This window comes from Paenibacillus ginsengarvi, from assembly GCF_003626695.1.
GTDB lineage: Bacteria > Bacillota > Bacilli > Paenibacillales > NBRC-103111 > Paenibacillus_AB > Paenibacillus_AB ginsengarvi.
The window spans coordinates 145,136-163,207 of record NZ_RBAH01000007.1; the positions used below are offsets into that span (position 1 = coordinate 145,136).

At 54.6% G+C, this 18,072-nt stretch carries 23 protein-coding genes; 7 read left to right on the forward strand and 16 right to left on the reverse strand.

Annotated features, from left to right (window positions below; all coding sequences use genetic code 11):
- Positions 1-46: 46 nt before the first annotated feature.
- From spoIIIAD to D7M11_RS11990, 5 genes are all read right to left on the reverse strand, one after another.
- Positions 47-436 carry a stage III sporulation protein AD gene (gene spoIIIAD / locus D7M11_RS11970; RefSeq protein ID WP_120747567.1) on the reverse strand — a complete coding sequence of 130 codons (390 nt, stop codon included), beginning with the start codon at positions 434-436 and terminating at the stop codon, positions 47-49.
- Positions 437-484: 48 nt separating this feature from the next.
- A complete protein-coding gene (gene spoIIIAC, locus D7M11_RS11975; RefSeq protein WP_110840056.1) occupies positions 485-688 on the reverse strand; it encodes a stage III sporulation protein AC in 204 nt (67 codons plus the stop codon).
- Between the two features lie 14 nt (positions 689-702).
- On the reverse strand, positions 703-1,221 hold the full coding sequence (spoIIIAB, locus tag D7M11_RS11980) for a stage III sporulation protein SpoIIIAB (RefSeq protein ID WP_120747448.1): 519 nt from the start codon (positions 1,219-1,221) through the stop codon (positions 703-705).
- Positions 1,215-2,216 carry a stage III sporulation protein AA gene (gene spoIIIAA, locus D7M11_RS11985; RefSeq protein WP_120747449.1) on the reverse strand — a complete coding sequence of 334 codons (1,002 nt, stop codon included), beginning with the start codon at positions 2,214-2,216 and terminating at the stop codon, positions 1,215-1,217. Before spoIIIAA ends, spoIIIAB begins: the two co-directional genes overlap by 7 nt.
- A gap of 91 nt (positions 2,217-2,307) precedes the next feature.
- Complete coding sequence (locus D7M11_RS11990; RefSeq protein ID WP_120747450.1) at positions 2,308-2,574, reverse strand: YqhV family protein; 267 nt, start codon at positions 2,572-2,574, stop codon at positions 2,308-2,310.
- A 234-nt stretch (positions 2,575-2,808) separates the two neighbouring features.
- On the opposite strand from D7M11_RS11990, the gene comA reads away from it, so the two are divergent.
- The 4 genes from comA to D7M11_RS12010 all read left to right on the forward strand — a co-directional run bounded on the left by comA (position 2,809) and on the right by D7M11_RS12010 (position 6,366).
- On the forward strand, positions 2,809-3,609 hold the full coding sequence (gene comA / locus D7M11_RS11995) for a phosphosulfolactate synthase (protein ID WP_120747451.1): 801 nt from the start codon (positions 2,809-2,811) through the stop codon (positions 3,607-3,609).
- Positions 3,610-3,649: 40 nt separating this feature from the next.
- Complete coding sequence (locus D7M11_RS12000; RefSeq protein WP_120747452.1) at positions 3,650-4,360, forward strand: 2-phosphosulfolactate phosphatase; 711 nt, start codon at positions 3,650-3,652, stop codon at positions 4,358-4,360.
- A gap of 102 nt (positions 4,361-4,462) precedes the next feature.
- Positions 4,463-4,927 carry a DUF441 domain-containing protein gene (locus D7M11_RS12005; RefSeq protein ID WP_120747568.1) on the forward strand — a complete coding sequence of 155 codons (465 nt, stop codon included), beginning with the start codon at positions 4,463-4,465 and terminating at the stop codon, positions 4,925-4,927.
- Positions 4,928-5,004: 77 nt separating this feature from the next.
- Entirely contained in the window at positions 5,005-6,366 is a 1,362-nt protein-coding gene (locus tag D7M11_RS12010; RefSeq protein WP_120747453.1) for an aspartate kinase, read from the forward strand.
- A gap of 161 nt (positions 6,367-6,527) precedes the next feature.
- On the opposite strand, the gene D7M11_RS12015 is transcribed toward D7M11_RS12010, so the two are convergent.
- The 5 genes from D7M11_RS12015 to D7M11_RS12035 all read right to left on the reverse strand — a co-directional run bounded on the left by D7M11_RS12015 (position 6,528) and on the right by D7M11_RS12035 (position 10,134).
- Positions 6,528-7,163, reverse strand: a complete 636-nt coding sequence (locus D7M11_RS12015) for a DNA-binding response regulator (protein WP_240041064.1) — start codon at positions 7,161-7,163, stop codon at positions 6,528-6,530.
- A gap of 120 nt (positions 7,164-7,283) precedes the next feature.
- Complete coding sequence (gene efp / locus D7M11_RS12020) at positions 7,284-7,841, reverse strand: elongation factor P (RefSeq protein ID WP_120747455.1); 558 nt, start codon at positions 7,839-7,841, stop codon at positions 7,284-7,286.
- Between the two features lie 94 nt (positions 7,842-7,935).
- Complete coding sequence (locus D7M11_RS12025; RefSeq protein ID WP_120747456.1) at positions 7,936-9,009, reverse strand: M24 family metallopeptidase; 1,074 nt, start codon at positions 9,007-9,009, stop codon at positions 7,936-7,938.
- Positions 9,009-9,458: a type II 3-dehydroquinate dehydratase gene (gene aroQ / locus D7M11_RS12030; RefSeq protein WP_120747457.1), complete on the reverse strand. Its 450-nt coding sequence runs from the start codon at positions 9,456-9,458 to the stop codon at positions 9,009-9,011. The genes D7M11_RS12025 and aroQ overlap by 1 nt, the downstream gene beginning before the upstream one ends.
- 175 nt (positions 9,459-9,633) lie before the next feature.
- Positions 9,634-10,134 carry a YqhR family membrane protein gene (locus D7M11_RS12035; RefSeq protein WP_120747458.1) on the reverse strand — a complete coding sequence of 167 codons (501 nt, stop codon included), beginning with the start codon at positions 10,132-10,134 and terminating at the stop codon, positions 9,634-9,636.
- Between the two features lie 125 nt (positions 10,135-10,259).
- Here D7M11_RS12035 and D7M11_RS12040 point away from each other — a divergent pair, with 125 nt between their 5' ends.
- Positions 10,260-11,234, forward strand: a complete 975-nt coding sequence (locus D7M11_RS12040; protein ID WP_240041065.1) for a DUF1385 domain-containing protein — start codon at positions 10,260-10,262, stop codon at positions 11,232-11,234.
- Between the two features lie 46 nt (positions 11,235-11,280).
- Complete coding sequence (locus D7M11_RS12045) at positions 11,281-11,574, forward strand: hypothetical protein (protein ID WP_120747460.1); 294 nt, start codon at positions 11,281-11,283, stop codon at positions 11,572-11,574.
- Positions 11,575-11,628: 54 nt separating this feature from the next.
- Here D7M11_RS12045 and D7M11_RS12050 read toward each other — a convergent pair whose 3' ends face one another.
- A complete protein-coding gene (locus tag D7M11_RS12050; protein WP_120747461.1) occupies positions 11,629-12,615 on the reverse strand; it encodes a patatin-like phospholipase family protein in 987 nt (328 codons plus the stop codon).
- 157 nt (positions 12,616-12,772) lie between these two features.
- Positions 12,773-13,198, reverse strand: a complete 426-nt coding sequence (gene mntR / locus D7M11_RS12055; protein ID WP_120747462.1) for a transcriptional regulator MntR — start codon at positions 13,196-13,198, stop codon at positions 12,773-12,775.
- A gap of 179 nt (positions 13,199-13,377) precedes the next feature.
- On the opposite strand from mntR, the gene splB reads away from it, so the two are divergent.
- The gene (gene splB / locus D7M11_RS12060; protein ID WP_120747463.1) at positions 13,378-14,442 is read left to right on the forward strand and encodes a spore photoproduct lyase; all 1,065 of its coding nucleotides are present in this window, start codon (positions 13,378-13,380) and stop codon (positions 14,440-14,442) included.
- A 122-nt stretch (positions 14,443-14,564) separates the two neighbouring features.
- On the opposite strand, the gene D7M11_RS12065 is transcribed toward splB, so the two are convergent.
- Genes D7M11_RS12065 through D7M11_RS12080 form a run of 4 tightly spaced genes read right to left on the reverse strand, consistent with a single transcriptional unit; the run spans position 14,565 to position 17,996 of the window.
- Positions 14,565-15,278: a cytochrome c biogenesis CcdA family protein gene (locus D7M11_RS12065; RefSeq protein ID WP_120747464.1), complete on the reverse strand. Its 714-nt coding sequence runs from the start codon at positions 15,276-15,278 to the stop codon at positions 14,565-14,567.
- A 35-nt stretch (positions 15,279-15,313) separates the two neighbouring features.
- Positions 15,314-16,120, reverse strand: coding sequence for a metal ABC transporter permease (locus D7M11_RS12070; protein ID WP_120747465.1), 807 nt, complete (start codon positions 16,118-16,120; stop codon positions 15,314-15,316).
- A gap of 18 nt (positions 16,121-16,138) precedes the next feature.
- Positions 16,139-16,939, reverse strand: coding sequence for a metal ABC transporter ATP-binding protein (locus tag D7M11_RS12075; RefSeq protein ID WP_120747466.1), 801 nt, complete (start codon positions 16,937-16,939; stop codon positions 16,139-16,141).
- A gap of 55 nt (positions 16,940-16,994) precedes the next feature.
- On the reverse strand, positions 16,995-17,996 hold the full coding sequence (locus tag D7M11_RS12080) for a metal ABC transporter substrate-binding protein (RefSeq protein ID WP_120747467.1): 1,002 nt from the start codon (positions 17,994-17,996) through the stop codon (positions 16,995-16,997).
- Positions 17,997-18,072: the final 76 nt, after the last annotated feature.

Here is an 18,072-nt window from a genome sequence, read left to right on the forward strand (position 1 = left end):
GCGGACCAACCCTTTCACCCCCCGTCTCTCGCCGGGCGAGAAAGCCTCAGGCAGGCAGCAGCTTGACCACCGTTTCAATAATGACCGTGATGATCGGAATCGCCATGACCATAATGAGCACTTTGCCGGCCAGTTCGATTTTCGATGCCACCGATTCGAGTCCCGAATCGCGGACGATTTGCGCTCCGAACTCGGCGATATACGCGATGCCGATGATTTTGAGAATCGTTTTGAGAAACATAACGTTAATGTTCGTAAGCGAGGACAACTGCTCGAGCACATCGAGGACCGCCGCTATTTTGCCGAGCAGAAACAGGAAAATGTAAATTCCGGTCACCGTCACAAGCAGAAAGGCGAACAGCGGTTTATGTTCCTTGAGCACGAGCGTCAGAATCGCCACAATGAGGCCGATACCGACAATTTGAATCATTTCCACCCGGATCACCTGCCCTGAGTCTCTTCGCGGAAGGAAGGCTGGGAGCCGCTACTGGAACAAAAAAATCGTCTTGATTTCCTTGAACAGGTCGTCAAGCAGACTGACGACCATAAACAGGACGACAACGAAGCCGATCACCGTCACCCAGTGTGCCATGTCTTCCTTGCCCATCTGCTTCAGGACGGTATGGATCATCGCGATGATGATGCCGATGCCGGCGATTTGGAAGATCGCATTCACATCCACGTTCATGTCCCGCACCCCTTCTAGTACATCAGAATGACGACGAAAGCTCCCGCCAGTACCCCCAGGCTTCTCCACATTTTCTCGTAGCGCCGTTTGTCCTCCCAGGCGGTCTGCTCTTCGGCCTGCAGCAAGCTGACCGCCAGGCGCAAATGCTTCGTTTGGTCTTCGCGGTCGCTGATGCCCAAAGTAAAGCTCATCTGGCTCAAGATTTCCCGTTCATTCGATGATAGGGCGGTTTGTTTCAGACAAGCATGAACCGCATCGCGGAAACTTTCTCCCGCTGTTTTGCCTTCTCCCGACAGCAGCGGCTCCGCGGCCATGCGGAACATCGCGGCAAGTTGGGGTTCGAGCTGGCTGCTGATGCGCTGAAGCGCCTCCGGCAGCGGCGTGTAGCCGTAGGCCATTTCCGTTTCGAGCCGCTGGAGCGCTTGAATGAGTCCGCGAATTTGTCTGGGCCGGCGGGCGTAAACGGATGCTTTCGCAAAGCCAATCATCGTTCCGGCGAAAAGGATGAGCATCGCTCCAAGCAGTTTCAGCATAAGCTCCTCCCGCCTGCCTGCGCGCCTGCCGGGGCCAGTTCCGCCAGCTTGCGGCCCGTCCCGTCGCGTATCGTAAACCGGGTGCCCGCATGTCCGGTCCGGGACAGCTCCACCAGCCGTGAAAACACGCCCTCCTCCAGCATGCGGCGCATGACCGGCCTGCCGCGTACGTCCGCCGCGTCGCGGCCGTGCGCAGTGGCGATGACGCGCACGCCCGCATGCAGCGCTTCCTGCAGCGCGGCCGCATCCTCTTGGCGACCGATTTCGTCTACGACCAGAACTTCCGGCGACATGGAGCGAATCATCATCATCATCCCTTCGGCTTTCGGGCAACCGTCCAGCACATCGGTCCGCGGTCCTACGTCGAAGGCGGGGACGCCTTTCACGCTGGCCGCGATTTCCGATCTTTCGTCTACGATGCCGACCCGAAGTCCCGCTTGCCGCAGGCGTCCTTCTCCCGCTCCGCTGCTGATCAGCCGGGCCAAATCTCTCAGCAGCGTCGTCTTCCCTTGCCGGGGCGGCGAAATGAGCAGCGTCTGATGCACATTCCCGGCGGACTCGTCCCAAATCTCGGGCAGCAGCGTCCGCGCAAGCCCGGGAATCGCCCTAGCAACGCGGATGTTGAAGCTGCCGATATCGCGGATGTGCCGGACCTCGCCGCGTTCGAGCACCGTTTTGCCGGCCAGTCCGACGCGGTGTCCGCCTGCGATCGTAATGTAGCCCCGGCGAAGCTCCTCCTCGAAGGTGTAGAGCGAATGACCGGTAAGCAGGTCGAGCAACTTAAGCCCGTCCTCCTTCGAGGGTCGGTACGCCCGATCGTAATCCGGAACCATCGTACCGTCCGCCCCGACAAACCGCGATTCGCCTTCTACGACCACCTCGAGCGGTCTTGCTTCGCGGATGCGGATTTCTTCGAGCCTCTCAGCCGCCTTGCCCGGCAGCCTCTCTAGTATTCCGCGAATCCGCGGCGGCAAAAAAGCTAGAATCGGATGCATGATGACGTCAAGCCTCCCCGGTTTGTCCGGGTCTACTCCCATCTATATGCCCGGACAAGCGCTTTATTCCTCTAAGCGGTGAATTTCGTTTCTACTTTTTCAATATCCCTATGAAAATGCAGGTAACGCCGACGCCGACCCAAAGCATTTTCGCAAAACTCAGCTTGTCGGCCAGCCCTACCAACCCGATCGTCGTCGTGGTTAGAAGAGTCAAAGGCCCGACGACGGCCAGCCCGGAGTTGACGAGCAGCGCCTTGTCGATCTGGTTAAACCTCAGCATGAGCAGCGCCGCGATGATTTCCAAACTTCCCGAAAAAAGCCGGAGCGACGCCATACTCATTACGATTTTGTTGATCACTTTTCATGTCCTCCTCCCGGATTCGGACGCATTAGGCCGGCTGAAGATGCGGCCACTCGTCCAACCCTTTTTTCCAAACTATATGCGGGCAAGTCCCTTTTTAGGCATACGGGCACCACGACCCGGGCGAATGCATATATTGCTGCGAGAATCATTCCACGCGCGATTAAAAATGGGTCAACTATTTTTTAAAAACGCGCCTCAATCCTTTTTGCAAAGAGGAGACATGACGATATGGACGTGACTTCACGGCTGGAGTGGCATCCGCGTTTGCTGGACCCGACACAAGGCCGGTCCGTCAAACCGCGCAAAAGCGGCCTGACGATGGTGATCGACAAAGGACTCGGGCTCCACGCTTTTGAGGATTTGCTGCAAACTTCGGCCCCCTATATCGATTTGCTCAAAATCGGCTTCGGGACATCCCCGCTGTATCCGAGCGACCTGCTGAAACAGAAAATCCAGATGGCACGCCAGCACAAAATCGACATTTTGCCGGGAGGCACGTTTCTCGAAGTCGCGATCGTCCAAAAAACGGTGCCGGAATTTTTCGAAATGGTGGGAAGGCTCGGCTTCACCTCCGTAGAAGTATCGGACGGAACGATCGAGATGGAGCGCGCGGCTCGAAACGAATACATTCGCAGGAGCCGGGAGCAAGGCCTGAACGTTTATACGGAATATGGAAAAAAACTGTGGGGTTCGACTATCGATGTCGATCAGCTGCTGGAGACGGTCATCCTGGATGTGCAGCAGGGAGCTTCCTTCGTTACAATCGAAGCGCGGGAATCAGGGGCCGGCGTCGGCATCTTCGACGCGAATGGCCAGTGTAAAGACGAGGAGCTTCATGCGATCGTCGGCCAGCTTCCCGACCGCAACCAGATAATATGGGAGGCGCCGCAAAAACAGCAGCAGGTGGATATGCTCCGCATGCTCGGGCTATCCGTCAATCTCGGCAATATCGCCCCGCAGGACATTTACTCCTTGGAGGCGCTACGCCGCGGGCTGCGCTCGGATACGTTCGTGCATCCGGAAAGCTGACCCGGCAACAGAACTTCACGAAGTTAGCGAGGGAAACGACATGCAGGTGGACGTCATTCCGACCGTCAATGAAACAAGAGCGGATGAGCTGAATCAGAAAACCGTCATCGTCATCGATGTGCTCCGGGCAACAAGCACGATCGTTACAGCGCTCCAGCACGGCTGCCCCGCGGTCGTTCCCGTGGAAACGGTTCAGCAGGCGAAACAGATTCAGCAGCCGGAAGATTTGCTCGGAGGAGAGCGGTATTGCAAAAAAATCGCCGGGTTTCACCTCGGCAACTCGCCTTCCGAATATACGCCGCCCGGGATTGCCGGCAGACGCGTCGTGCTTACCACGACGAACGGCACACGCGCCATTCAAAAAGCGCAGCGCGCCGGCTGCCTGCTCATCGGCTCTTTGCTGAACGCGGAAGCTTGCGCAAGAGCCGCTTTCTCGGTCAAACGCGATGTTGTCGTCGTTTGCTCCGGCACTCAGGACGAGTTTTGTCTGGAGGATGGCTTGTGCGCCGGACTTCTGCTGCGTGAGCTGTCCCGGCTTGATGGCCAGCCGCTGCCTACGAACGATCTCGGTCTGGCCATGATGCTTGCTTGGGATACGGCGAAGGATCGGCTAGAAGAGACGCTGCTGTCATGCGCCAGCGGCAAACGGCTGACAAAGCTCGGCCATCGCGACGATGTCGTGTACTGCGCGCAAACGAACCGGTTTGCGCTCGTGCCGGTCTGGAAGGAGCAATCGCTCGTCCGGTTCTAATCCGGAGAGGAACGTTCATACAATAACGAATAGGACAGGGTGATCCTCCCTGTCTTACACTCCAGAAGGACAAGGGGTATTCGTATGAACGGTATTAACGGCCTGAACGGCGAAATGCTCTTGCTTTTTTTGATCATTGTGGGAATGATCGGGCGTTCTCCGATTATTACGACAGCCGCCTGCGTCTTGCTTGTCATCAAGCTGATTCATCTGGAACGCTTTTTGCCAACGATCGAACGAAGAGGCCTCGAACTGGGCCTTTTGTTTTTGACGATGGGCGTACTTGTGCCTTTTGCGAGCGAGCGCATCTCGTCCAAAGACATACTCGCCGTCTTCACCTCCTGGCCCGGCATTATCGCGCTCGTCGGCGGCGCCATCGCCACGTACATGAACGGCAAAGGGCTCGATCTGCTGAAAATCGATCCGCAGTTGATCGTCGGCCTCGTCATCGGCTCGATCTTCGGCATTATCTTCATGCGAGGCATTCCGGTCGGTCCGCTCATGGCCGCGGGCATTACCGCCCTGCTGTTGAAAATCGCCACGTTTCTGTTCGGGAAAATTCACTAGCCCTTGTCAAATTTCGTTGAATCCAAAGGCACTCTTGTGGTAGTGTATCAGGAGAGTCTGTTTAGGAGGAGACATGAATGGCTTTAAAAGTTTGCAAGTTCGGCGGCACTTCGCTGGCTTCCGCCGAGCAGTTCCGCAAAGTGGCTCAAATCGCGCTGGCTGATTCGGACCGTAAAATCGTCGTTGTATCGGCACCCGGCAAACGAAACAAGCCGGATACGAAAGTGACGGATATGCTGATCGCCTATGCCGAAGCTTTTCTTGCCGGGCAAGGCGCGGAAGAGGTTCAAGCGTCGATTCTGGAACGCTTCGCCGGAATTATTGAAGGTTTGGAACTCCCTAAGGATGAGTACGATACGATCGCCCGAATCCTCACCGCTCGCGGCGCAGGCGACCGCAGCCATCGCGCCCGGTATATCGACTCGATCAAGGCGCTCGGCGAAGAATTCAGCGCGCGTCTGCTTGCCGCCTTTTTGCGCAAGGAAGGGCATGATTTTATATATGTCGACCCGAAGGAAGCGGGTCTCGTGCTCAGCGACGAGCCGGGCAACGCCCAAGTGCTTCCGGAATCGTACGATAACTTGCGGCCGCTTCGCGACAGCGAGCACCGCATCATTTTCCCGGGATTTTACGGGTATGCCGCCAGCGGCAATCTGGTCGCCTTCCCGCGCGGGGGCTCGGATATTACCGGCGCGATTCTCGCTGCCGCCGTTCAAGCCGACGTGTATGAAAATTTCACGGACGTGGACAACGTTTTCGCCGCCGACCCTCGTATCGTAGACGTTCCGGCAGCCATTCATGAAATGACCTATTCGGAAATGCGCGAGCTTTCGTACGCCGGCTTCTCCGTGCTTCACGACGAAGCGCTGCAGCCTGCGTTCAACGCCAAAATTCCGGTCCATATCCGCAATACGAACAATCCCGAATCGCGGGGAACGCTGATCTCGCTGGAGCGGAACAATGACGAGCTGCCTGTCGTCGGCGTAGCCGGCTCTTCGGACTTTTGCGCTATTTTCTTAAGCAAATATTTGATGAACCGCGAGAAAGGCTTCGGCCGCCGCCTGCTGCAAATTATCGAGGAAGCGGGCCTTTCCTACGAGCATACGCCGTCCGGCATCGATCATATTTCTGTCATCATCAAGCAGTCCACTTTGACGCCGGAGATCGAAACCCTCGTGCTGGAACGCATCCGCAGCGAGCTTCAGCCCGACAAGCTGATCGTCAGACGCGGCATCGCGCTCATCATGATCGTCGGCGACGGCATGACGAAGCAGATCGGCATCGCCAAGCGGGCCACGGGCGCGCTGGCCGACAGCCAGGTCAACCTCGAGATGATCAACCAAGGCGCATCCGAGAACAGCATCATGTTCGGTATCCAGAATGACGACATGAACAAAGCGATCGTAGCGCTGCACGGTGCATTTTTTAATAAGAAGTAGAGCGGAAAAGCTTTGCCGGATCTTTTCGGCAAAGCTTTTTTTTGCGATTGCGGCGGCGCGGGCCGGGGGCTGGGAGCTTTGGAGCGCCCTTAGTGCTCTTTCGCACACTACTCGCCGCGATCCCGCAACGTTAATGCTCCTTCGCACACTACACACCACGCTCATACCGGCAAGCTGCGGTTGTCACACACTCGGTAAGCGCGAACACGCTGCGTCCCCGGAACCGGGATAAGCCATTTTTTGCGAACCAGGCTCTCGATCAGCTTCAATCCCCTTTTCCTGCCCACACCGAGATAGGCAAACAGCTCTCCCGGCTTAACGAGGCCATTCTGCCCGAACGCCAAACGGACCGCTTCTCTCTCCAGAACCGTCAAACCGTCCTCCGGCTTCGCCGCCGTTCCATAATGCTTGCCAATGAGCTGCTGCAGCATTTGTTGGCATTGGCGGGGCTTCTCTTTCTCATCGTCGTACGAGAAACGGATGACGAGCCAGCCGTCAATCACCAGATGATTTTGCCGATTCAGCTCTTCGGAAAATGGTTTGCGGTTCAGGTCGCGCCGATGCGGCCCGTAGCCGTCTATCTCGATACATACCCGCAGCATTCCTCTAATGTAAGCGAAGTCGAGATAACGCAAGCCGTCTCGGAAGTCCTGCACCTCGTACTCCGGATGCAAATATTCAAAACTTTCAAAGGCCGGCCACCACACTGCTTCGGCAAACCATTTTTCCACATGGCCCAAACCTTCCAGCAGCCGCCGCTGCCTTTCCTCGCTCCTTCGGCCTATATGCTCTGCCATCCATTCCTCGTACGCCTTCCTTAGATGCACCCTCCATCCACCCCTTCACAAAAATTGAAAAAAACAAAAAAGCACCCATCTCCAAAATTGGAAAAGGATGCTTTCCTACCCGCAGCTATATTAAGCGCGGGAAATGTACTTGCCATCGGAAGTGCCGATCAGCAAAGTGTCGTTTTCGTTAATGAACAGCGGCACTTGAACGTTAAGACCAGTTTCGACCTTGGCGTTTTTCGAAGCGCCCGTTGCCGTGTTCCCTTTGATGCCCGGCTCGGTTTCGACGACTTTCAGCTCCACGCTGTTCGGCAGGTTGATGCCAAGAATTTCGCCATGGTAGCTGACGATGTTGATCGTCATGTTTTCTTTCAGGAAGTTAAGCTCCCACTCCAGCTGCGAAGCAGGCAGCGTAATTTGATCGTAGGTTTCGTTGTCCATGAACGTGTGCTCTTGGCCGCTCGCGTACAAATATTGCATAGCGCGGTTTTCTACATGAGCCCGTCCTACGTCCTCGCCTGCGCGGAACGTGCGTTCCACCGTGTTGCCGTTACGCAGGTTTTTCAGCTTCGAGCGAACGAATGCGGCGCCTTTACCCGGTTTAACGTGTTGGAAATCAAGTACGGTGAAAATATCGTTGTCTACTTCGATCGTAAGGCCGGTCCGGAAATCGTTAACAGAAATCACTTGTAAGTTCCTCCCAATGGATTCGAATCTGGGAGCTTGAACGGATAACGTACCTCTCCGCTGACGAAAGCTCCATAGTCCAAAAAAAAGTTTCCTAATCGATGATAATAAAGTCTTTTGTCGATTGTGTCAATCTTGTCATACCCGTATCAGTAATAACGATATCGTCTTCGATACGAACGCCGCCGAAACCGGGCAAATAAATGCCGGGCTCGACGGTAACGGTCATGCCGGGCATGAGCACCGTCGCGCTTTGCGACGACAACCGCGGAGCCTCATGCACTTCCATACCGAGTCCGTGTCCGGTGCTGTGGCCAAACTGCTCGCCGTATCCATACCGCGTAATGATATCGCGAGCCAGGGCATCCGCCTCTTTGCCGGTCATGCCGGGACGAATATGCTCTAGCGTATGCAGCTGCGCTTCCAAAACGATGTCGTAAATCTCACGATGCCGGTCGGTCGGCTTCCCGAGTACGACGGTGCGCGTAATATCGGAGCAGTACCCTTTGTAGTATGCGCCAAAATCGAATTTCACGAACTCCCCGGAGCGCAAAATCCGGTCGCTCGCTTTGCCGTGCGGCAGCGCCGAACGTTCGCCGGAAGCTACGATCGTTTCGAAGGAAACCGACGTAGCGCCGTGCTGGCGCATGAATGTCTCGAGCGTCAGCGCCACCTCGTTCTCGGATAAACCCGGCTTCAGCGTCGTGAGCAGATGTACAAACGTCCGGTCGGCGAGTTCAGCCGCTTCCCGCATGATCGCCAGCTCCGACTCGTCCTTGATCATCCGCAGCTCTTCTACGAGCAGATCCGCGGGAACGAGCTTGATGCCGGCCAGATCGGACGCATACGCGCTATAGGCGGCAAACGTAACATGATGCTGTTCGAACCCGAGCTCCCGAATTCCGTTCCGATTCAGCAGTTCCTTGAGAGTTGTCGTCATTTTCGGGGTGTGCTCGATCACCTCGAAAAATTTGGCCTGCTCCGGCGCCTGCGACATATAGCGGAAGTCGGTAAGCAAATACGCTTTGTCTGCGGTAATGAGCAAATACCCCGACGAGCCGGTAAATCCGGACAAATACCGCCGGTTATGGTTGCTCGCTACGAGCAGCGCCTCCAGCTTGCGCTCCCGCATAAGTGTCCGCAGCCGGGACAGTCTCGCCTGTTCCATCATCCATTCTCCTTCTCCACAAGATGCCGGTGCAGCGCCAGCAGCCCCAGCTCATAGCTCTGCGCGCCAAATCCGGCGATTTGCCCGACTGCAACCGGTGCAATGACCGAAACGTGCCGAAACGCTTCCCTTTTGTGAATATTCGACAAATGAACTTCCACGACCGGCACATTAACGGTAGAAAACGCATCGCGCAGCGCATAGCTGTAGTGCGTAAAAGCGCCGGGATTAATCAAAATCCCGTCCTTCGTACCGAAAGCTTCGTGAATGCGGTCGATCAGAACTCCTTCGTGATTCGACTGCGCAAATTCGAGCGTTACCCCGATCGTTCCGGCGAGAGCGGTCAGCTTTTGCTCGATCGCTTCCAAAGAGACCGTCCCGTAAATGCCCGGCTCCCGAACCCCGAGCATGTTCAGGTTGGGGCCGTTCAGAACCAGTATGTTGTACACGTCAAGCACCACCCGTTCGCGGAGAATTGAACAGAAGCCATTTTACCATAACTTTCCCCGCTTTGAGAACTTTTTTTTGAACCGCCGCCCGGACGAACGCTTTAGAAATCGTCTCTTCACATGCATCCGCTGCGGGAAATGGACCGCTCCGTTCCGTTCCGCTAGCTCTTGCCATTTAGAGCGCGCTCTCCGGCTCCCGGTGCCGGTCGTCGGTAAATTCGAACGAAATGGAGAACCCGATGAATAAACCCCACAGCAAATAAAGACAGGCTTCGGTCAAAATCGTGTTCCAATCGGTACGGTCGATCCACTTCATCATGCCGGTCGACGGTCCGACAAGCAGCGTCATTAGCGCCCACCAAACCGCTCCGTAAACGAGCCCCGCCCAGTACCCTTTGACGCGCCGGAACAAAGCGGCATAAAGCAGGGCAGCAAAGATAGAGAACACGATATAAAACAGCCAGCCCATCCAAAAGCCCGCCGTCGTATTGATGATGTTTGGCGCGAGGAACGGTTTTGCCAGGAAGCTCACCGGTACTTTTGAAAACTTGAAATAAAAGGCGGCTATTTTCACCGCTCCCCATATGACACCGGCAAACAGGCCGATCTGCAAAGCAACCGACCAAACTTGCGACTGCCGTTGCTTGTTCTTCTTCCCGTCTTCCTTGTCTTTCACAGGTATACGTCCTTTCCGCCTTGTTTTTCCTATTATGTGTAAACCGGTAGCAAACTAAACGAGTGGCGTTCGGGCCGATAATTCGATACAATAAAGAAGAAGAAACGAAGGAAGGTGACAATCGGGTGTCGCAAAGTCAACCAGCCCCCATTTACGGCGGGCAAGCGGTCATGGAAGGCGTCATGATGGCCGGCAAAACCGTCAACGTAACAGCGGTACGGCGCAAAAACAATGCTATCGAATTTTTCGAGGTGCCTCGCAAAGAGATCGCCTGGGTGAACAAACTCAAAAAAATACCGCTGCTCCGGGGTATCGTCGCGATTATCGAATCCAGCGCCAAAGGCGCGCAGCACCTGAACTTCTCGGCGGAAAAATATGCGGAGGACGAAACCGGCGAAGAGGAACAAAAGGCGTCCGCCAAAAAAGGCTCCTTCGGCAACCTCTCGATGCTGCTCGGCGTCGCGGTTGTAGGCGTTTTGTCGTTTTTGTTCGGCAAGTTCGTGTTTACGCTCGTTCCCGCTTTTATCGAACAGCTTTTATTTCAACATGTATTCTCAAATCAAGTTTTGCACAATCTGCTTGAGGGCGTTATCAAAATCGTTCTGCTGCTCGGGTATATCTACTTCATCTCGCTGACGCCGCTGATCAAACGGCTGTTCCAATACCACGGAGCCGAGCATAAGGTAATAAGCGCCTATGAAGCCGGCAAAGAGCTGACTGTCGAGAACGTGCAGAAGTTCAATACGCTTCATTACCGGTGCGGCAGCAGCTTTATGGTTTTTACCGTTATCGTCGGCGTTATCATTTACTCGTTCTTCAAATATGATGGATTATGGGATCGTTTGCTGATTCGTATCGTGCTGCTGCCGATCGTTATCGGGCTATCCTACGAAGTGCTCCGGCTCACCAATTCCGTTCGCGATACGCCGGTGCTTCGTTATCTGGGCTACCCGGGACTGTGGCTGCAAAAGCTGACGACCAAAGAGCCGGACGATTCGCAGGTGGAAGTATCGATCGCCTCGTTCCAAAGAATGCTTGAGCTTGAGCGCGAACTGCTCGAAAGCGGCGGGCAGCGCAAGCCGGGACAAGCGGTTTCTTAAATAAAGCACACGATCCATCGCATGAAGACGAAAGGAGGAACGATCCATGAATCGGCGTTTTCACCCGTTTTTCATCGTGATACTCGTCTTGATGGCGATCGGCATCATCTTCCGGATGATGACCACCCCGTTCGAGCTCATTGTGGCGATCGTCATTTTCGGGGGCGTGTTCTTGCTGTGGAAATACCCGCCCTCTCGTTTCCGCAAAGCGAACGGGCGCAAGCCATCTTCCTCCGCCAAACGAACGAAAGAAAGACGAAAAAACGTTCCGTTCCGAGTCATTCAAGGCAACAAAAGGGATGACGACGGCCCGCCGGAAAAACCGCATACGTACCACTGAAAACATACGAATGCCCGGAGACGCGAATCTCCGGGCATCTTTATGTTCGCTGCCTTACGCCGGCTTGCCATTTTTACCGTTGCGCACAATCTGATTGAAGCTGCTGATATAGTCCTGAGGCGTCCATTTTTGAAAATAAGCTTTGGCGGCATCGTATCCGGATTTGTACAGTTCGAAGCTTTTTTCCGGCTTGATATCGAAGTCGGTGACGCGAACGCCAAGCGTCGGCACCTTGATCGTCCGAAACCGGTTTTTCTCTTCGATGTACCGCTCGTCGTGGGCGCCCATCATCGTCGCGAACAAAGCCTGAAACATCGAAAGCGGCCCTACAATCGAACGCGGTTCGGCCGAAGGCTTGCCGACCATCTGGAAGCCGAGCGTCGGAATCTGCTCCTTCTCCGGAATTTTGCTGTTCTCCTCGTCGTAAATCCATAACGGAAAGTTGCTGAGCAGTCCGCCGTCGACGATATAAATGAACTGATCGGTAAACGATTCTCCCTTTTTGCGCGCCTTCGCCGGTTTGCGCAAAACGACCGGATCGAAAAAATACGGGATGCTCGTGCTCATTCGCACGGCGCGAGCGACCGAGAAATTTTCCGGATTGATTCCATACTGGACAATGTCGTCCGGCAGAACGAGCAGCTTTCCCTGCGAAATATCCGAGGCGATGATCCGCAGCTTACCGCGCGGCAAGTCGGCGAACGTACGCACGCCTTTTGCGGCCAGCTTCTCCTCGATCCATTTCTCGAGCTTTTGCCCGGAATACAGTCCTTTCTTCACGAACAAGCGAACGGCCGGACCCACGATCGGCAATTCATGCAGCCACGACTTGGCGAGAAAATCGGTAAACGGCGTCTCCATAATAATCTGTTTCAGCTCATCCGCCGTATACCCTGCAGCCAGCAGCGACGCGACGATCGCGCCTGAGGACGTGCCCGCTACCTGCTTAAACTTTACGCCCCGCTCCTCCGCCGCTTTGACGGCCCCGACAAGAGCGAGCGCCTTTACGCCTCCTCCTTCGAATACTCCGTTGACGAGCATATCCGTCACCCTTCCGCTGCAAATAAGCGATAGTACGCCTACGAACAACGTATGCCGCGCAGGTTTGTTCGTATGTCACGCGGCAGAGTGAAAAGCAAAAACGCCCCGATCGTTTGCTCTGCGCAAACGACGGAAGCGTCTTATCGTCAGGAATAGCTTATTCGGTTTCCAGTTCGCTGCGGATGTTCAGCAGCTCGGTGACCCGCTCCGGATTTCGCCGAAACGACTCGACCAGCACCTCGATACAAGTGATCGAATCCCAGCTCAGGTGATGCTCGATCCCTTCGACATCCTTATAAATGTTTTCCTCCTGTACGCCGATCACCTGGAGGAAGCTCTCGAGCAGATGATGACGTTCCACGAGCCGTTTGCCCATCTTTTTACCTTTGGTCGTCAGTACAAGTCCGCGGTAACGCTCATATATCAAATAATTATCTTTATCCAGCTTTTGGATCATCTTCGTTACAGACGAGGGATGCACCTGAAGCCCTTCGGCGATGTCGGCCACTCGCGCATATCCTTTTTCGTCGATCAGCTTATAAATTTTCTCCAAATAATCTTCCATGCTCGGTGTCGCTGCCATAAGACACCTCCTCTGTTCCGGTATGTAGCCTCAACCTTATTAATGATACACCCTTGGTCCGGACAACGCAAGTTTTCGAAAGTAATAGCTGTAAAAAGTAGCAGGTGTCGCTGTCGCTCAGCCGGGGAAACCTACAATCGTGAAAACCAACCTAACGAGGCCGTAGAGGAGTTGATCCCTTGTCCACGGAGCTGCTAACCCCTCCGCGTAAAGTGCGAAATACGCTTCAATTTGTCCCGGAGCTGGTCTACTTCGAACCGGATGCACTCGACTATCCGAAAGGCAGACGAATCCATGAATGGGCCGAATCGCTCGGCCTGCCGATCCGAATAACCGGCTCGCACAACCGAATTACCGGACTTCCGGGCGAGAGCGAGCTGGAGAAGTACAAAATCGCCAAGCGGACGCTCGTTGTCGGCATTCGCAAAACGCTAAAGTTCGATACGTCCAAGCCTTCGGCCGAATACGCCATTCCGATCGCGACGGGCTGTATGGGCCATTGCCACTATTGTTATTTGCAAACAACGCTTGGAGCCAAGCCGTATATTCGCATCTATGTGAACACCGAAGACATCTTGAATGCGGCCCGAGGTTATATCGAGGAGCGAGCACCGGAAATTACGCGCTTCGAGGCGGCTTGTACGTCCGATCCGGTCGGAATCGAGCATATTAGCGGCTCGCTTCGGGAGCTGATCGAATTTATGGCGGAGCAGCCGCTCGGACGGCTTCGTTTCGTTACGAAGTTTCATCATGTCGATTCGCTTCTGGATGCGAAGCATAACGGCCATACGCGTTTCCGGTTCAGCGTGAATGCAGACTATGTAATCTGGCATTTCGAGCCGTCGACCTCCACATTCGCCGAACGGATCGAGGCGGCAGGCAAAGTAGCGCGAGCCGGTTACCCGCTTGGCTTCATTATTGCGCCGATAATATGGTTCGACGGCTGGGAGGACGGTTATGCGGATCTGCTCGCCAAGCTTGGAGCATCAGTACCGAAGGAGACGCCGGATTTAACGTTTGAACTGATTCAGCATCGGTTCACCAAAACCGCGAAAAACGTCATTCAGCAGCGTTACCCGAAAACAAAGCTGGAAATGGACGAGGCGAAGCGCAAGTACAAGTGGGGCCGCTGGGGACAAGGCAAGTATGTATATCCGGACGAGCAGGCAACGCTGCTTCGCGAAACGATTACGGAGCGCATTTTCGAACAATTTCCGGAGGCGCGAATCGAATATTTCACTTAAACCATAACCCCACAAAGTGGAGCTTATGCTTCGATGCTTATTCCAAATACTTTGCGGGGAGCCCCGAAACTTAGAAAAACCCGCCGGAACCGATCACCGATCCGAGCGGGTTGTTTGCAGGTTTAAAACTTCAGCCAATCCGGCGTTCTCTCCTGAAGCCAGATCGTAATCAGAATCATTTTATCGAAGTAGAGCAGAAGCGCCATAAGCACCATAAGGCCTCCGCCGATCTTCATCATGAGCGACGAATATTTCAGAATCCATTTCGTGGAGCCGATGAAAAACGCCAAAATGAAAAACGGAATCGCGAAGCCGACCGAATAAGCCGTCGTCAATTGAAACCACGTCCCTGGCTCCGTCGCCGCAAGCAGTAAAATCGAAGACAAAATCGGACCTACGCAAGGCGACCAGCCGGCGGCAAAACCCATGCCGACGACCAGCGAGCCGAGAAAGCCGGCTGGCTTCGACTTTACCTGCAGCTTGCGCTCGCGCATCAGCCATTGCGGCTGGAAAATGCCGAGCAGGAACAAACCCATGATGAAAATCAGAATCGCCGAAAGCTGGCGGATCAGATCACGGTAATCGTTGAACCAATCGGCAACCAAACCGACCCCAAAGCCAAGCGAATAAAAAATGATCGAAAATCCCAGGATGAAAAATAAAGTATGCAGCGTCGTCGCGAGGCGCACTTCTTTCTTCGACCGGTCTTCCCTCAGCTTCTGCACCGAAATGCCCGTTATGTACGACAAATAAGAAGGATAAAGCGGCAAGCAGCAGGGTGATATAAAGGAAGCGAATCCCGCCCAGAGCGCAATCCAAATATTAACTTGAGACAAACCTCCCACTCCGTTTCCTGTTGGCAATACCCCCATTATACGCTCGTTCTTCGTCCTCGTACAAGTAAAGTGAGCATGAGCAGCGCAATCAGCATCAGCACGACTGTCGCCCCCGGCGCCCAGTTCCATACCCCTGCCGCTACGAGGCCGCCGACAACGGCAATCTCCGAATACAGCAGCGCGATCCATACGGAGTGCCGGAAGCTTTTCGCAACCGCAAGACTGCAAGCTACCGGAACGGTAAGAAGCGCGGAAACGAGCAAAGCCCCGACTATTTTGATCGCGACGCCGATAACAAGCGCCGTCAGGACGGTAAGCAGCAGGTTAAGCGCACGCAGCGGAATCCCGCTCACCGCAGCCGCATCCTCGTCAAACATGATCAGAAACATTTCCTTGAAAAAAATAAGCATCATCGCCAGCACAACGACGGTTACGGCAAGTACGAGCCACAGATCGGTCCAGCTTAGTGTATAGATGCTGCCGAACAAGTAGCTGGTCACGTCCATATTGAACCCTCTGCCGAGCGTAAAAAGAAAGGTGGCTAACGCTACTCCGCCAGACATGATGATGGCGATCGACAGCTCCGCATACGTCCGGTACGCCCGGCGCAGCCGTTCGATTGCAAAGGCGGCGAGTATGGAGAACAGCAGGCCGATTGCAAGCGGATATACGCCGATCAGAAATCCGAGCGCCACACCCGCAATCGAAACATGCGCCAGCGTATCGCCGATCATCGACAGTCTGCGCAGCACCAGAAAGATGCCGAGCAGCGGCGCCATTCCGCCGATCAAGATGCCGCCGATCAAAGCGCGCTGAAAAAAATATTCCGCAAATATATCCATAAGTCCGTATACTCTCTCCTATCGCGCCGCCGCCGGCTCGGGCCCGCCCAGACGAAGATCGCGCAAGCTGTGAACGAGGTTCGTTTCCGCGCAGTTTTCCAGCTCGTGCGTGTGCTTCACATAAAATTTCAGCTTGCCGTTCGTATGCGCCGGCTCATAGCCCAAGTAAGCATGCATCATTTCGATATCGTGCGAAACCATCAGAAACGTAATATTGTGACGCTGATGCATATGGCGGATCATATGGAAGAAGCTCTCCTGCGTCTCCGAGTCGATGCCGACCGTCGGCTCGTCAAGAATAAGCAGTTCGGGATTGTTGACGAGTGCTCGGGCGAGAAAAACCCGCTGCTGCTGTCCGCCGGACAGCTGGCCGATGCGTCGATCCGCAAGTTCTTCGATCCGCATCGCGTGAAGCGCGTCCTCGCATTTTTTCAAATCCGGCTGCCCGATCCGTCTGAACAGCTTTTTCCTGCCGTACAAGCCGGATAATACCACTTCCCGCACCGTAGCGGGAAACAGCGGATTAAACGCATTTTTTTGCGGCACATAGCCGATCCGCTCCCAGTCGCGGAACTGCGTAAGCGGCGTTCCGAACAGGCGGATCTCCCCGCCGGTCGGCTTCAGAAGCCCGACGATCATACGCAGCAGCGTCGTTTTGCCTGCCCCGTTCGAGCCGATCAAGCCGACAAAGTCGCGCTGCAAAACTTGAAAGTTCAACTTCTCGATGACGCTGCGCTGCTCGTATAAGAACGATACGTTTTCCATAGATACGACCGGCTGATGACACCGGACGTCAACCGGATCGGTCGATTGCTGCATGGAGGTTTCTCCGTTCGTGATTAGTTGTGTTCCAGATCTTCGAAATCTGTACAACTTATTGTAATGCTTTCAATAAATTTTGCAAATTGCGCTCCATTACCGTGACGTAGTTGTCGCCCGCTTTCGCCTGCTCCGGCGTCAGCCCCTCGAGCGGATTCAGCACCAGCGTTTCGATGCCCAAATCTTTGGCGAGCGTTTTCGCCATTTTATCGGATACGAGCTCCTCGAAGAAAATATATTTGACTCCTTGATCTTTGACGAACTTATTGATCGCCTTCAAATCTTGAGCCGTCGGTTCCGAATCGGGAGACAAACCCATGATCGGCATTTGCGTCAATCCGTAATCGCGGGCCAAGTAACCGAACGCCTGATGCGAGACGACGATTTGTTTCCGCGGAGCTTTGGCGATCGATTGGGCGAATTTGCCGTCCAGATCGGCAAGCTGCTTGCGGAGCGTCTCGTAATTCGCTTCGTAGTACGCTTTATTCGCGGCGTCTGCCTGAACGAAGCCGTTTTTCACATTTTCCGCCATCTTCAGCGCCGATTTCGGGCTGACCCAGACGTGCGGATCGACATCGGTATCGTGCTCGTGGTCGTGATCGGAGGATGCGGAGCTTCCCGATTTCTTCTTGTCGCCGTGGTCGTCGTCATGCTCCACTCCATGCAACAGCTCGATGCCGTCGCTTGCCGTTACAACCTTGAGGCCGGAGTCCTTGTTCAAGCTTTCGAGAAAATCGTGCGCCCAGCCCTCGAAGCCGGCACCGTTGTATACGAACAGCTGCGCCTTGCCCATATTTTTCAAATCGCGGCTCTTGGGCGACCAGTCGTGCGGCTCGACCCCTGCCGGCACCAGATTGATCACGTTCGCCTTATCGCCGCCGATGCGGGTCGCAAAATCGTATAACGTATAAAAGGTCGTAATGACATTGACTTTTCCTTCGGAAAGATTTACATTCGATGAGTTGCCGCATCCGGTCATGATCACGGCCAGCAGCAGCATACCTATAACTGATGCCGCAAGTCTGCTTCTCCTCGTTCTTCCGCTCCAATTACTCATTCTTCTACCATCCCTTCCTCTTACGATGCCTCTTTCCTGTAAATCGTAACTTTTTCTATTTACATATTGGATTATA

Bases quoted from the DNA above. Each gene is read 5' to 3' on its own strand.
- D7M11_RS12000 (WP_120747452.1), top strand. From the start codon at position 3,650: ATGCAGGTGGACGTCATTCCGACCGTCAATGAAACAAGAGCGGATGAG.
- D7M11_RS12015 (WP_240041064.1), bottom strand. From the start codon at position 7,163: ATGGCAGAGCATATAGGCCGAAGGAGCGAGGAAAGGCAGCGGCGGCTG.
- mntR (WP_120747462.1), bottom strand. From the start codon at position 13,198: ATGGCAGCGACACCGAGCATGGAAGATTATTTGGAGAAAATTTATAAG.
- D7M11_RS12045 (WP_120747460.1), top strand. From the start codon at position 11,281: ATGAATCGGCGTTTTCACCCGTTTTTCATCGTGATACTCGTCTTGATG.
- D7M11_RS12010 (WP_120747453.1), top strand. From the start codon at position 5,005: ATGGCTTTAAAAGTTTGCAAGTTCGGCGGCACTTCGCTGGCTTCCGCC.
- D7M11_RS12050 (WP_120747461.1), bottom strand. From the start codon at position 12,615: ATGCTCGTCAACGGAGTATTCGAAGGAGGAGGCGTAAAGGCGCTCGCT.
- comA (WP_120747451.1), top strand. From the start codon at position 2,809: ATGGACGTGACTTCACGGCTGGAGTGGCATCCGCGTTTGCTGGACCCG.
- D7M11_RS12080 (WP_120747467.1), bottom strand. From the start codon at position 17,996: ATGAGTAATTGGAGCGGAAGAACGAGGAGAAGCAGACTTGCGGCATCA.
- D7M11_RS12025 (WP_120747456.1), bottom strand. From the start codon at position 9,009: ATGGAACAGGCGAGACTGTCCCGGCTGCGGACACTTATGCGGGAGCGC.
- spoIIIAC (WP_110840056.1), bottom strand. From the start codon at position 688: ATGAACGTGGATGTGAATGCGATCTTCCAAATCGCCGGCATCGGCATC.
- spoIIIAA (WP_120747449.1), bottom strand. From the start codon at position 2,216: ATGCATCCGATTCTAGCTTTTTTGCCGCCGCGGATTCGCGGAATACTA.
- spoIIIAB (WP_120747448.1), bottom strand. From the start codon at position 1,221: ATGCTGAAACTGCTTGGAGCGATGCTCATCCTTTTCGCCGGAACGATG.
- D7M11_RS12070 (WP_120747465.1), bottom strand. From the start codon at position 16,120: ATGGATATATTTGCGGAATATTTTTTTCAGCGCGCTTTGATCGGCGGC.
- D7M11_RS12075 (WP_120747466.1), bottom strand. From the start codon at position 16,939: ATGCAGCAATCGACCGATCCGGTTGACGTCCGGTGTCATCAGCCGGTC.